This window comes from Paenibacillus sp. W2I17, from assembly GCF_030815985.1.
Lineage (GTDB): Bacteria > Bacillota > Bacilli > Paenibacillales > Paenibacillaceae > Paenibacillus.
Genome location: NZ_JAUSXM010000001.1, coordinates 4,043,961 through 4,057,205, shown reverse-complemented (window position 1 = coordinate 4,057,205; position 13,245 = coordinate 4,043,961). Strand labels below are relative to the sequence as shown.

General features: G+C 47.7%; 13 protein-coding genes. 10 read left to right on the top strand and 3 right to left on the bottom strand.

All coding sequences use genetic code 11. The annotated features are described in order from the left end of the window. The first annotated feature begins 135 nt into the window (after positions 1–135). From QF041_RS18070 to QF041_RS18055, 4 genes are all read left to right on the top strand, one after another. The gene (locus QF041_RS18070) at positions 136–570 is read left to right on the top strand and encodes a hypothetical protein (RefSeq protein WP_307415201.1); all 435 of its coding nucleotides are present in this window, start codon (positions 136–138) and stop codon (positions 568–570) included. Positions 571–848: 278 nt separating this feature from the next. Next, the gene (locus QF041_RS18065) at positions 849–1,313 is read left to right on the top strand and encodes an RrF2 family transcriptional regulator (RefSeq protein WP_091038227.1); all 465 of its coding nucleotides are present in this window, start codon (positions 849–851) and stop codon (positions 1,311–1,313) included. Positions 1,314–1,378: 65 nt separating this feature from the next. Continuing rightward, positions 1,379–1,510 (top strand): hypothetical protein, encoded by a 132-nt coding sequence (locus tag QF041_RS18060; RefSeq protein ID WP_307415200.1) that lies wholly within the window; start codon positions 1,379–1,381, stop codon positions 1,508–1,510. 67 nt (positions 1,511–1,577) lie between these two features. Continuing rightward, entirely contained in the window at positions 1,578–2,204 is a 627-nt protein-coding gene (locus tag QF041_RS18055) for a nitroreductase family protein (protein WP_282319573.1), read from the top strand. Positions 2,205–2,388: 184 nt separating this feature from the next. On the opposite strand, the gene QF041_RS18050 is transcribed toward QF041_RS18055, so the two are convergent. Both QF041_RS18050 and QF041_RS18045 read right to left on the bottom strand, forming a co-directional pair. Continuing rightward, positions 2,389–3,072: an S-layer homology domain-containing protein gene (locus tag QF041_RS18050; RefSeq protein ID WP_307415199.1), complete on the bottom strand. Its 684-nt coding sequence runs from the start codon at positions 3,070–3,072 to the stop codon at positions 2,389–2,391. 145 nt (positions 3,073–3,217) lie between these two features. Then, positions 3,218–4,078: an AraC family transcriptional regulator gene (locus tag QF041_RS18045; RefSeq protein ID WP_307415198.1), complete on the bottom strand. Its 861-nt coding sequence runs from the start codon at positions 4,076–4,078 to the stop codon at positions 3,218–3,220. Between the two features lie 235 nt (positions 4,079–4,313). Between QF041_RS18045 and QF041_RS18040 the strand changes: the two genes are divergently transcribed. From QF041_RS18040 to QF041_RS18015, 6 genes are all read left to right on the top strand, one after another. Then, entirely contained in the window at positions 4,314–5,369 is a 1,056-nt protein-coding gene (locus QF041_RS18040) for a lactonase family protein (protein WP_307415197.1), read from the top strand. A gap of 327 nt (positions 5,370–5,696) precedes the next feature. Then, positions 5,697–7,574 carry a rhamnogalacturonan lyase gene (locus QF041_RS18035; protein WP_373461348.1) on the top strand — a complete coding sequence of 626 codons (1,878 nt, stop codon included), beginning with the start codon at positions 5,697–5,699 and terminating at the stop codon, positions 7,572–7,574. 483 nt (positions 7,575–8,057) lie between these two features. Next, a complete protein-coding gene (locus tag QF041_RS18030; protein WP_307415196.1) occupies positions 8,058–9,137 on the top strand; it encodes a sulfate ABC transporter substrate-binding protein in 1,080 nt (359 codons plus the stop codon). Between the two features lie 87 nt (positions 9,138–9,224). Next, on the top strand, positions 9,225–10,061 hold the full coding sequence (gene cysT / locus QF041_RS18025) for a sulfate ABC transporter permease subunit CysT (protein ID WP_307415195.1): 837 nt from the start codon (positions 9,225–9,227) through the stop codon (positions 10,059–10,061). Positions 10,062–10,128: 67 nt separating this feature from the next. Next, complete coding sequence (cysW, locus tag QF041_RS18020) at positions 10,129–11,004, top strand: sulfate ABC transporter permease subunit CysW (RefSeq protein ID WP_076319499.1); 876 nt, start codon at positions 10,129–10,131, stop codon at positions 11,002–11,004. A gap of 156 nt (positions 11,005–11,160) precedes the next feature. After that, on the top strand, positions 11,161–11,400 hold the full coding sequence (locus QF041_RS18015) for a YezD family protein (protein WP_036607453.1): 240 nt from the start codon (positions 11,161–11,163) through the stop codon (positions 11,398–11,400). Positions 11,401–11,498: 98 nt separating this feature from the next. Here QF041_RS18015 and QF041_RS18010 read toward each other — a convergent pair whose 3' ends face one another. Further along, positions 11,499–13,139, bottom strand: coding sequence for an extracellular solute-binding protein (locus QF041_RS18010; RefSeq protein ID WP_307415194.1), 1,641 nt, complete (start codon positions 13,137–13,139; stop codon positions 11,499–11,501). Positions 13,140–13,245: the final 106 nt, after the last annotated feature.

Sequence of the window (13,245 nt, the reverse complement as noted above, 5' to 3'; positions counted from 1 at the left end):
GATGGAATAAGGACTTAAGATGCTTTTTTTTGAAATTAACCTCCTATATCTTTACAATTGAATAAATTAATAGTATTATTAGATTATTAATTAATATTTTCACTAAAAAAAGAGATAAATGGGAGTGTATTATTTATGAAGAAAATTTTGTTATCTGCGATGTCTGTATTAGTTGTGGCGCCACTTGTATTACCTTCATTTGCACATGCAAGTTCTACTAAGGAAAATATCAATCCTATCGGGGCAAGTTCTGTATTAGCTGCAGCTGCTTCGTCAGATAACTATCAGTATGTCACTACAGTTTATCGTAAACAAAGTGTAGACCAAGGAGCTACGGCTGCTGTAGTTTTTGCCGTAATGTCACGAATCCCTGGTTTGTCAGGAGTATCTACGTTAGTCGGACTTGTAGAATTCTTTAGACAATCAAACCAAGAGGAAGTTTATATTAAACAAGTTCAATATTTACATCCTACTACTCATATGATTAGAAATGAATTCTATTTTTATAAAAACTCTAATTATACAGGATTGATAGACTCAAAAACTACTTATGTCAAAGCATTTGGTTAACTTTAGAATTAATGAGTTAAGTCTTGAATTTTAATAATAATCTTTATAAGAGATTGAGATTAAGTCGGCCTATGTGCCGACTTTTTTGTCCGAAAAAATGAATATGTCTGCTGCCCTTGAATTGTAGTTATTTAAGCAGTAAGGCCTATTGATCAATTATTTCATTGCGTAGCGGATAAATTAAAATGTTGACAAACTCAACTGTTATTATTACCATGACAGTTATACTTACCTTGAGTTGGAGTTCATCGGTGTTGTAAGCCGGGAAGGAGTAAGTTATGAACAGCGAATTTACCATAGCGGTGCATTGTCTTGTTTTTCTGTCGATGAGAGATGAGTGTATGGCCAATAGTGAAGATTTGTCCCAGAGTGTGGGTACACACCCGGCCAGAGTCCGTAAGGTACTTAGTGTTCTGCGCAAGCATGGTTATCTGACGACCAAGGAAGGTGCTCATGGTGGGTACTTGCTTAGCCGTCCAAGTGAAGAGATCAAGCTGGGAGAATTGTACAGACTGGTAGCTGGTGGTTCACTCGGTCCCAACTGGTGCTCAGGGGAGTCCGGTTCATCGTGCGTGGTATCTTCCAATATGCAGGATGTGATGGGGAACATATATAACGGAGGCGAAGAGGCGCTCAGCGCTTATTTTGACCGTATATCCATTCAGGATGTGAAAGAGCGCATAGGTCATGGGGAAGCGATAACCCTGTCGCTGAATGGATTGCCTGCAAAGGAGAAGTCCTGACGGAGTCCACAACGAATGGTCCTTCATGACATGGCCTTGGTTTAGTCAGGCATGGTGGACAAGTTATGGCATTGGCGTGTGCTCCGGTGAAAGATCCATTGATGTTCTCAGGCGATTCCGGGCATAACGTGAACACAGATGGGGAGAGATTATCTGCGCTGATGTTATTTTCGGAAGGCAAATCCTCGGTAGAGTAGTATTCTTCAAGATCACCTTGCGAAAGTAAAGAAGTATAAACAAACTAGATTCTGGGGAGTGGAACACATGTCAGGCATTGAAAAAAATGAAACACTTCGTGTTATTAGCGAACGCCATGCTGTCAAAAAGTACGAAAAAGGGTTTGAATTGCCTGAAGCTGATCTCAATGCGATTCTGACAGCAGCTGCGGAAGCACCATCTTCATGGAACCTGCAACACTGGAGATTCCTCGTAATTGAATCTGAAGCAGACAAAGCGAAATTGCTGCCAGTTGCTTACGGTCAAAGTCAGATCGTGGAAAGTTCGGTTACGATTGCTGTTCTTGGAGATTTGGAAGCAAACCGTAACACCGTAATCTACGATCAAGCTGTTGAAGCAGGCGCACTGACTGCTGAGGTTCGTGACGCATTGGTTGGACAGATCAACGGTGCTTACCAAAGCCCGCAAATCGCTCGCGATGAAGCGATCCGCAATGCATCCTTTGCTTCCCAAAATATTATGCTTGCTGCACGCTCCCTGGGTTACGATACATGTCCAATCGGTGGATATAATCCACAAAAACTGATGGAAACATTCAACATTCCTGCACGATTTGTGCCAACGTTGTTGATTACTGTAGGTAAAGCTGCACAGCCAGCTCGCCCGTCAGGACGTTTACCGTTGTCTGAGGTTGTTGTTAAAGGTTCTTTCTAAGTTAGAAAGTTAAATCTGATGATTGCATCAGTGATATAGGTATAAACAAACAGCCGCACTTTCCTGTTGAGGGAAGGTGCGGCTGTTTGGCATATTGGGGTTCTATGGAAAAGTCCACTCACGGTGACTCCAATCGAGCGGATTCACCACTCAAGTGAGTTCTTAGCTATCCACCTAGGAAATATTACTTCTCAGGTGTTTCCGGGATTTGTGGTGCATGGAACGATTCCATATACTCGATTGCGTTATACATCATCACTGCTGCTTCGGCACGAGTAATCGTTTGTTTGGGATTGAAATTTCCGTCGGCATCCAGTTCATTGATTTTGAGAACGAGTGAACGCTGAATGGCACCTTGATACTCTGGCGTAAGTTCCTGTTCGTCGGTAATGTCCACAGGTTTGATATTAATCATCGGCAGACCGCCTTTGGCCTCGATGCCTTGCATCAGGAACAGTGTGAATTGTTCACGAGTAAGCGGTTTGGACGGATCGATATCCTGTGACATCTGAATGCCATTATATTGTGCGCGGATAAATGCATCACTGTACCAAACGCCATCTTTTACATGAGAAAAGTGGTCACTTGGCAGCGGCTGTTTGATAAAACGAATCGTGTCCAGATTCAGATTCAGTCCATCCGCAATCAGTTGAATGCCCTGAGCGGTATTTAACTCCAGTTCGGGTTTGAACAAGCTGTCGCTCACGCCTTTGATGAATCCATCCTGATGGAGAGATTCGATTTTGTCTGCTCCTGCGATACCTTGAATATCCGTGAATTGGGCCTGCGCAGCGTTGATCGGGCCTGCACTTAGAGACAGCGTGAGCAGAGCTCCTGCAGTTAATGTAGCAAGTATATTTTTTTTCATGATAGGTTCGCCTCACTTTTCCAGGGATGATCCCTTTATATAAAAGTTATTTGCCCCTATAGACGACCCTTCTGTTCAAAAGGTTGCTGCAATTTTCCAACTGAATTCATAATCATTTAGAAAGGGCTAAGTGAAGGCACTGCCTTTAACCTTTGGATTTATTTCGATAATCTGTGGGTGAACGTCCCATCATTTTGCTGAACAGACGGGAGAAGTAGTACGGGTCTTTGAATCCAAGCTCGGAACTGATCTGCTTCACGGTCCAATCGGTAAAATCCAGATAGCGGCAGGAATGCTGAATCTTAAGCCGTAGGAAATAATCGATGGGCGAATGCCCCGTAGCTTGCTTGAATAACTGAGAGTAATGAGGGACAGACAGCCGTGCGTGAGCCGCCAGTTCCTTGAGGGTGATTCCATTCTCCAGGTGCTCCAGCATATATTGAACGGATTGTTCAGCCGCACGTTTGCTGCTCACGATCCCACCATCTGTCCCTGTCGTCTCCGGTCCATAAGCGAGCATGCCAAGCATATAACCAATAATCTGGGAGGCATACGTCATCGTCTGCATGGAGTAACCCGTCTCAAGTGCACCGTAACATTCATGGAACAGCTCAAGCCATTTTTGAGCCTTGGCCGGTGGCATGGTAGTAATATGATGAGTTAACAAGGGTTCTATGTAGGATAAAGCGTGTTCCCCGCGCAGATGAATCCAGAAGATGCTCCATGGTTCAGCTGCGTTGGCACCATACACATGAGGGACATGTGCAGGTAATATAACGAGGTTTCCCGGGCTGACATCATATGTCTTGCTGCCATCCATCGTATACCAGCCTGTGCCTTGGACACAGTACATCAGAATGTGTGATTCACAACCATCGGGACGATCACGGTAATGATGCTCCGCTTCGTGAAAGTAACCGATATCGGTAACATATAATCCGGACGTGACCGGATAAGCTGCGGTTTCTTGCAGCAGGGAGTCCGGAAGCACAATGAGTTTTTGCATACGAAATCCGTCAGATTTACGCTGTAGGGGTGGTCTGTTGTTAGGTCTCATACTTTGTATTATGGTGAGAGGCGATAAGGGAGTCAATGACAGATATGAGGGCGCACACCGGGGTTGTTATCGATTTAGAAAGCCACGTTACAGGAAGTGAAGCAGTTGCCCGTGAATTGGGTAAGTACATACCAGTGGGAAGAATCAGAACAGTGAATATACAAGATAAGGGAGAGATTTAGTTATGGAACCAGTCACAACACAGGAAACGCTTTTCTACACAGGTACGTATGCGTCAGCGGATGAACCCGGAATATTCCTATGTGCGTTGAATGCGGATACAGGAGAGATGCGAATCGTCAATCACATGGATGGTGTGGATAATCCGTCTTATCTGGCGCTATCCCCGGATGGAAACTGTCTGTATGTGGCGAGTGAGACGGACGAGGGAGAGGTGTTGGTCTATCGGAGAGATGCGGCAACGAGTGAGCTGCACCTGATGGATCGAAAACAGACCAGAGGGGCTTCTCCATGTTATGTGTCTGTCTCCACGGATGGTCAGTGGGTGTTCTCATCCAACTATAGCAGCGGCAGTGTCAATGTATTCCCGGTTGGCGATCAGGGGACGCTTGGTGAGATGAGTGCATGGGTGGAGCACACGGGAAGTGGAATCAACGAAGAACGGCAGGAAGGGCCGCATGCACACTCCATTCAACCCGATCCGTCCGGGCAGTATGCTGTCGTATGTGACCTCGGTCTGGATCAGATCATTGTGTATCGCTTGGAAGAGGGACGTCTGGTTACCCATCGTGAGATGGATCAGCCACCAGGCGCAGGTCCAAGGCATCTTGTGTTTCATCCTAACTCGAAGTGGGCTTATGTGATCAACGAATTGAACAACACGGTTACGGCATTCCTGTACGATGAGCGCAGAGGGGAGTTCACTACGGTACAGCACATCTCCACACTTCCAGAAGGGCATAAAGGAGAGGGTACGGCTGCAGACATCCGTGTATTTCCATGTGGACGTTTCCTGTATGCATCCAATCGGGGAGATGACAGCATCGTGCTCTATCATATTGATCAGGAGAGCGGTGAGTTGGAAGCTGTAGAGTGGACGTCCACGATTGGGCAGACACCGCGTAACTTTAATATTTTGCCAGGCGGAATTCTGGTCGTGGCGAATCAGGACAGCAATAACCTCGTAGGATTCCAGATCAGTGAAGAAGACGGACGTCTGACACATAACGGGTTCAAGCTGGAACTGCCTCGTCCGGTAAGCATTGCTCCTGTGGTATAAAAGTTGTCTATAAGCTGTGAAATCATGGAGAAACACATGGTTTTACAGCTTTTTTAGGCTTTTTATGCGAACATGGGAATCGTCCCATATCCGTGAGTCAGTTGATTGCGATTCCAGTCGTCGACTGAAGCAATTCGAAGAATGGGCAACGGCTAACCGAAGGAGAAATCCTTTGGCTTTTTTCATGTACCACCATCCAATTACTAAATTAGACCTATAGATGGAATTATATGTTTAATTTAAAATAAATATATTAAAGCGCTTACATATAAAGATGGCGCTACAAGGGCATCGGGCTTACCAATACAATTGGGGAGGCAATTGTTTATGGGAAATCGTTCATCATTGTGGAAGCGCACATTACGTACAGCGGGAGTATCCCTGCTGAGTTCCGCGTTACTGGTTACTTCACTTGGCCTTGGCAACACGGCGGTAACACATGCAGCGGGAGCAAGGCAGATGGAATATCTGGATCGCGGTGTGGTGGCTGTGAAGACCGGGACAGGTGTGTTTGTCAGTTGGCGGCTTCTGGGAACGGAAGGATCGAATGTATCGTTTAACGTATATCGGGATGGAACCAAGGTGAACGCTACGCCCATAACAAACAGCACCAACCTTCAGGATGCAAGCGGGACAAGCAGTTCCAAATATACGGTTCGCGCTGTCGTCAGTGGAACGGAGCAGGCTGCTTCAGCGGCAGCGAGCGTGTGGGGCAATAACTATCTGTCTGTACCGCTCAGTGTACCCGCTAGTGGGACAACGCCTGATGGAGTAGCCTACACCTACAGTGCCAACGATGCCAGTGCAGGTGACCTGGATGGTGATGGTGAGTATGAATTGATCGTGAAGTGGGACCCTTCCAACTCCAAGGATAACTCCCAGAGCGGTTATACCGGGGAAGTGTTTATCGATGCCTACAAATTAAACGGAACACGCCTCTGGCGAATTAGTCTGGGCAAAAATATCCGTGCCGGCGCTCACTACACCCAGTTCATGGTGTATGATCTCGACGGTGATGGCAAAGCCGAAGTTGCGATGAAAACAGCCGATGGCACCAAGGATGGCACTGGCGTGGTCATCGGTGATGCAGGCAAGGATTACCGCAATTCCAGCGGTTATGTATTATCTGGCCCCGAATTCCTGACGGTTTTCAATGGGCAGACTGGCAAAGCGCTCTCCACGGTGAACTACGAACCGGCGCGTGGCAATGTATCCAGTTGGGGGGATAACTACGGCAATCGGGTTGACCGATTCCTTGCTGCCATTGCTTATCTGGATGGGGAGCGCCCGAGTCTGGTCATGGCGCGTGGGTACTATACGCGAAGTGTGCTTGTGGCCTATAACTGGCGGAATGGACAGCTGACCAAACAATGGACGTTTGATTCCAATACCTCCGGCAATTCAGGTTATGCCGGGCAGGGCAATCATAATCTGAGTGTGGCGGACGTAGACGGAGATGGGAAAGACGAGATCGTTTATGGTGCCATGGCGGTGGATGATAACGGCAAAGGATTGTACACAACAGGACTTCATCATGGCGATGCCATGCATTTGAGTGACCTCGACCCGGACCGCCCTGGACTTGAGGTATTTCAGGTCCATGAGACGCCATCCAATGCCGGAGTGGAGTTCCGGGATGCAGGTACAGGCCAGTTAATCTGGGGAGTCAAAACAACAAAGGATATTGGACGCGGTATGGCGGCAGATATTGATCCAAGATATAAAGGCGCTGAAGTATGGGCAGACGGCAGTCTGTATACAGCCAAAGGGCAGAAACTCGGGACAACCCTGCCGTCCTCCACGAATTTTGGCATCTGGTGGGATGGTGATCTGCTCCGCGAACTGCTGGACAGCAACCGAATCGACAAGTGGAATTATGCCAACAGCACAACGATGAACCTGCTCACCGCTTCCGGCGTATCTTCCAATAATGGAACCAAGTCTACGCCGAATCTGCAGGCCGATCTGTTCGGGGACTGGAGAGAGGAAGTTGTGTGGCGGACGAATGACAGCTCAGCCCTGCGGATCTATACCACAACAGCAGTTACGGACAAACGCATCTATACGCTGATGCATGATCCGGTGTACCGTCTTGGCGTCGCTTGGCAAAATGTAGCCTACAACCAACCGCCACACACCGGTTTTTATCTGGGAGAAGGCATGAGCACACCACCGGTACCCAATATCCGGTATGCGGGCAGATGAGGAATGGACAAGGTGTGGCCGTCCAATTCCGTTTATGTTTACAATAGCCAGCGAAGTATGGGATTCGCTGAAGGGAACAACGGACAATGGTTCGTTGTTCCTCTTTTTTTTGCCAATAGCCCAGAAATACGGTAAAAATCGGAAAAAACGTTTGACAGGTATATGGACTGCCTTTATTATACGTATATAACTTACTAAACAGGTAGGAATAATAAAAATGAATCTGTTTTCATTGTGAAAACGGTCATTTTACAGACAGATGCAACCATGCAACCTGAACAGAATAACGTTCTCACCGTATAGACGGAGGAACACCGCAGCGCATCCTTTCCAGATGGAGCATGCACGGCCTTAAGCCGGCATGACTTTATGGGGAGAAGTGCGCGGGGGTTCCTCCGTCTTCTTGTTTTTTACGGGGCGTTTATATCCTGTTCAGCCGGCCTGAGGTAGTCATGCAGATCTATATCGGGGGAGTGTTATTTAATGAAAAAGAGAATTCATAAGGGTATTTTGGTTGGTCTGGCACTGGTGTTAACAGGGGTACTGGCAGCATGCGGATCGGATAGCGGCGGGTCCAGTGCAGCAGGAACATCAGGGGGAGCGGAAGGCGGTACAGAAGGGGCCAAGGCCATCGAACTGCTGAATGTTTCCTACGATCCAACGCGGGAACTCTATGAGCAATATAACAAAGCGTTTGCGGCGCATTGGTTGAAAGAGAAAGGCCAGGAAGTGACCATCAAGCAGTCCCATGGGGGATCGGGCAAACAGAGTCGTTCTGTTATTGACGGACTGGATGCAGACGTGGTGACGCTGGCATTGGGATACGATATTGATGCGATTGAAGATAAAGGTCTGATTAACGAAGGCTGGCAGGACAAATACGAGCATAACAGCGCTCCGTATACCTCTACGATTGTATTCCTTGTACGTAAGGGTAATCCAAAAGGCATCAAGGACTGGGATGATCTGATCAAAGGGGATACGCAAGTCATCACACCGAATCCCAAAACGTCCGGCGGGGCGCGCTGGAACTATCTGGCGGCATGGGGATATGCCCTTAAACATAATAACAATGATGAAGAGAAAGCTAAGGCTTTCGTTGGAGAATTGTTCAAACATGCGCCTGTGCTGGATTCGGGTGCTCGCGGGTCTACGACGACGTTTGTTGAACGTGGCATCGGTGATGTGTTGCTTGCCTGGGAAAATGAAGCTTTCCTATCGGTAAAAGAGTTGGGTCCGGACAAATTCGACATTGTCGTGCCATCGGTTAGCATCTTGGCTGAACCACCGGTTGCAATTGTGGACAAAAATGCAGACAAAAAAGGAAGCCGCGACGTGGCGGATGCCTATCTGAAATATTTGTACAGTGAAGAGGGACAGACGATTGCCGCTGAAAATTATTACCGCCCAACTCTGGACAACGTGGAGGAAAAATTCAAGGATCAGTTCCCGGCGCTTGAACTGTTCACGTTGAAAGATGTATTTGGCACATGGCGGGATACTCAGGCCAAACATTTCAATGACGGTGGGATCTTCGACCAGATCTATGTTCCAGGCAGCTAAGGTTGCTCTGTTCAATGAACACCTGATCAATCGCGCTGTGAGCGGCCAACCAGCCTTACCGGCTGAAGGCAGAGAGGATGAACGTGCATGAACAAGGTGATGGTGGCGCGGAGACGCACATTGCCGGGATTTGGATTAACGATGGGTTACAGTGTGTTCTACCTGAGCCTGGTTGTACTTATTCCACTGGCTGCGCTGTTGTTTAACTCCACAGGGCTGACGTGGGCAACCATGATTGAGGTTGCGACCAATCCCAGGGTGCTGGCTTCCTTCCAGGTCAGCTTCCTGACCGCAGGTGCAGCGGCGCTGATTGATCTCGTGCTGGGGTTACTCCTGGCATGGGTGCTTGTTCGGTATGAATTCCCGGGTAAAAGGCTGTTTGATGCGGTCATTGATCTGCCTTTTGCCTTGCCGACAGCGGTAGCAGGGGTTGCTCTTACGGCGATCTATGCCGGCAATGGCTGGATTGGGCAGTTTGTAGAGCCATTGGGCATCAAGCTCGCCTATTCACAGGCCGGGATTACGCTGGCGCTGATGTTTATCGGAATTCCGTTCGTAGTTCGCACGGTGCAACCGGTGTTGGAGGAGCTGGAGGCTGAGGTGGAAGAGGCTGCTGCCACACTGGGGGCAGGAAGATGGCGGATATTCCGGACGATTCTGCTGCCGGATCTGATTCCACCGCTGTTGACGGGTTTTGCTCTGGCTTTTGCCCGAGGCATTGGCGAATATGGCTCGGTTGTATTTATCTCAGGTAATATGCCGATGAAAACGGAGATTGCTCCCTTGCTGATCATGGCCAAGCTGGAGCAGTTCGATTATGCAGGCGCTACAGCTGTAGCTTTGCTGCTGCTTCTTGTTTCTTTCATCCTGCTGCTGATCATTAATTCCTTGCAGCGTTGGAGCCGGAAGGCGGGCAGAGCATGACGATGAAGCATGGTGGAATATGGATACAATCAGATGTCACTCACCCAAACCAAAGGAGGTGCAGCATATGGCGGGTTCTGTCCCACTAAGCCCTGTTCCACCCGTAAAGACCGGGCGTGGAACGAACCGTGCAACAACGGAAGCTCCATGGGTCAAATGGTTGTTGATTGGACTGGCAAGCCTGGTACTCATATGGCTGCTTATTTTGCCACTGGCCATTGTGCTCATGGAGGCGTTGAAGCAGGGCTGGGGTGTGTACATCGCGGCTCTTACCGAGCCGGATGCCATGTCTGCACTGAAACTCACGTTATTGGTTGCGGCGATTACGGTGCCGCTGAATACGATATTTGGTGTGGCCGCTGCATGGGTCATTACCAAGTTCCAGTTCAAGGGCAAGGGACTCATGATCACCCTGATTGATCTTCCCTTTTCCATCTCGCCTGTGGTGGGCGGATTGATCTTTGTATTGGTCTTTGGTTCGAATGGGTGGTTTGGGCCGTGGCTGTCCGAACATGACATCAAAATCATTTTTGCGCTGCCAGGCATTGTGATTGCAACGTTGTTTATTACCTTCCCGTTCGTAGCGAGGGAGTTGATTCCATTAATGGAGGACCAGGGAACCCGGGAAGAGGAAGCGGCGGTTACGCTAGGTGCTTCCGGGTGGCGAATCTTCTGGAGTGTAACCTTGCCCAACATCAAATGGGGGCTGCTGTACGGCATTATTCTGTGTAATGCCCGTGCTATGGGCGAGTTTGGAGCCGTATCTGTGGTGTCCGGGCATATCCGCGGGGAGACCAATACGTTACCACTTCATGTCGAGATTTTGTATAACGAATATCAATTCTCGGCTTCGTTTGCCGTAGCTTCCCTGCTCCTGATTCTGGCTCTTGCCACGTTGCTGCTCAAGAGCTGGCTTGGACACAAAGCCGTTTCAGAAAAGTGATTATGAGAAGAAGAAAATACAGATTGACAGCTACTGGAAGCCCTGCTAATGTATAAACCAAGTATATAGGTTGGATAAGAATGATTTATAAATTCGTTGGATGACAGCGTACTTAGGAATATGGCGGGCAATAGCCCGAGAAGAGGAGGCGGCTCTATGGCTAAGCCGTTAAAAGTGGATGAGGTATGGTTGGACCGAATTGCCGGACAGCTGAATGACATGGAGTTTGGTTCATTACACATCGTGGTACACGAAGGTCAGATTGTACAGATGGAGCGGACCGAACGCAAGCGTTTTGAAAACACGCCCTCAGGCAGCGCCTCCAAATCCGGAAGCACGGCACGAAGCAGTTCAGCCCGTTCACTACGTGGATCAAATGCGAGTGCGAAGGGATAGAGAGTGACGTGGCGTCAGGAATCGAGGATTGGTGCATAGGAACACAAATGTATACTTTCCAGAAACTCATGGGAAATGCATGTTCCAGATCTTCCTACCTATTGTGCACGACTTGTCTCCATATGCTCCTTATACCAATGATTCGCTTCAAGCAGCACCTGTTGCCCACCTGCATCCATGAATTCTTCCACAAAGGTATCGAAATACCCCACAGGCTGATCGCCAGTGATGATGGAGATGTACGCTCTGTCTCTCATGCGAATCAATTCAGATGAATATTGAATCAGGGCAGGGGTTGCAACCTCCAGGCGATTATAGATACCATTCTCCGTCAACCCTGCAGATGCAGCCCACTGTTCACGTTTATCCGAGGGTGTACCTGGAACCGTCATGCCGATACTTGAGCCGATCATATTAATATAATTCTCCATTCTGTTGTATGGGTAAAGTAAATGGAACGAGTTTGAATCTTCAGCGCTCCAATTCCAGTGTTTTCCTGGGAGGCCATACTCCATTTTGATCTGCTCCTCCGGATCGGGGTTGGCACTTACATAATCGAGTATCTCCAAAATTTTCTCCAGTTTTCCCGGCTCCTTTGCAGCCTCAGCACCTATAGCAATAAAATTCATCAGCAGATTGTTGCCTTTTGAACCGCTATGTCCATCAGGACCAATAACAGGAGAACCAAATACAACCTCTGCAGTTGCGTTCTTCTGTAACAGCTCATTAACATTAAACGAGGCTCCCACTGGAGTTTCTTGGCCATGTTCATTAAGGACACTGTAGTCTCCCTCTTGAATCCAATGATAGTAGTTGCCCATCGAGGTCATCCCAATTTTTCCATTAATAAAAGCATGGGATAGATGTTTATAGCCGCCTTTATTTTCGCCGGTTATAAACTCGGGGTCGATAATCCCGTCCCGATACCACTTTTGCATATAAGCCAATGCTTTTTTCATCTCAGGCTCCAAAGCGCCGATCACAAGTTGGTTGTTTTTTTCATTAAAATACAGTTGCTCGGTGAAAACGGACTGTCCAAAGGCGCCAAACACGACATTTAAGCCCTCTCTGGATAGGCCATACGTATCTTGTTTACCATTTCCGTCCGGATCATCTTTGGCAAAGGCATACATAACCGTTTCAAATTCATCTAATGTCTTCGGCACCTCCAGACCAAGCTGCTTAAGCCAGTCCTCTCGGTATACAACAGGGGTTCGATAGATGTTGGTCTGATTAATGGCCGGAATTCCATATAAGGAGCCGTTTATTTTTCCATACTCTAGGTAACGTGAATCATAATCACGAATTCGCTGTACGATATTTGGCGCATATTGTTCAAGGACTTCCGGGGAGATTTTCGCTAAGACCCCTTGCATTTGATACTTAAGCAGATCCTGCGGTTGTCTGATTCGGAATAAATCGGGTATTTTCCCTTGAGCAAGCTCCAGATCAAGCAGTTCCTCGTACCGCTTGTTTTCAAGATTCCACACCTCCAGATCGACATCAAACCGATCCTCAATATATGTAATCATCTCCGCGTCTTCAGGAACAGGGATATTTTGATGCATGGTCCAGGATATCGTATACTGCGGTGCTGTCTCCTTCTCAGCGCTTGCTAGATGGTCCTGCTGTTGCACTTGTGATCCTTCCCTGTTTAGAAAGGTACAACCGCTCATCAATCCTATAAGAATAGATGTAGCAATCAATAGACATAGCTTTCTTGAAAGGTTAAGGTTCATAGCAGCTCCTTTACTAATTTTAAATTCTATATAGGTTCAATTTAACATTTACACAATAACAGCGATCGGAAGGTTGTTCTGTCATCAGAGTGTCCGTGTAAATATT

Excerpts from the sequence above, each read along its gene's own strand:
- QF041_RS18070 (WP_307415201.1), top strand. The coding sequence starts at position 136 with ATGAAGAAAATTTTGTTATCTGCGATGTCTGTATTAGTTGTGGCGCCA.
- QF041_RS18065 (WP_091038227.1), top strand. The coding sequence starts at position 849 with ATGAACAGCGAATTTACCATAGCGGTGCATTGTCTTGTTTTTCTGTCG.
- QF041_RS18060 (WP_307415200.1), top strand. The coding sequence starts at position 1,379 with ATGGCATTGGCGTGTGCTCCGGTGAAAGATCCATTGATGTTCTCAGGC.
- QF041_RS18055 (WP_282319573.1), top strand. The coding sequence starts at position 1,578 with ATGTCAGGCATTGAAAAAAATGAAACACTTCGTGTTATTAGCGAACGC.
- QF041_RS18050 (WP_307415199.1), bottom strand. The coding sequence starts at position 3,072 with ATGAAAAAAAATATACTTGCTACATTAACTGCAGGAGCTCTGCTCACG.
- QF041_RS18045 (WP_307415198.1), bottom strand. The coding sequence starts at position 4,078 with ATGCAAAAACTCATTGTGCTTCCGGACTCCCTGCTGCAAGAAACCGCA.
- QF041_RS18040 (WP_307415197.1), top strand. The coding sequence starts at position 4,314 with ATGGAACCAGTCACAACACAGGAAACGCTTTTCTACACAGGTACGTAT.
- QF041_RS18035 (WP_373461348.1), top strand. The coding sequence starts at position 5,697 with ATGGGAAATCGTTCATCATTGTGGAAGCGCACATTACGTACAGCGGGA.
- QF041_RS18030 (WP_307415196.1), top strand. The coding sequence starts at position 8,058 with ATGAAAAAGAGAATTCATAAGGGTATTTTGGTTGGTCTGGCACTGGTG.
- cysT (WP_307415195.1), top strand. The coding sequence starts at position 9,225 with ATGAACAAGGTGATGGTGGCGCGGAGACGCACATTGCCGGGATTTGGA.
- cysW (WP_076319499.1), top strand. The coding sequence starts at position 10,129 with ATGGCGGGTTCTGTCCCACTAAGCCCTGTTCCACCCGTAAAGACCGGG.
- QF041_RS18015 (WP_036607453.1), top strand. The coding sequence starts at position 11,161 with ATGGCTAAGCCGTTAAAAGTGGATGAGGTATGGTTGGACCGAATTGCC.
- QF041_RS18010 (WP_307415194.1), bottom strand. The coding sequence starts at position 13,139 with ATGAACCTTAACCTTTCAAGAAAGCTATGTCTATTGATTGCTACATCT.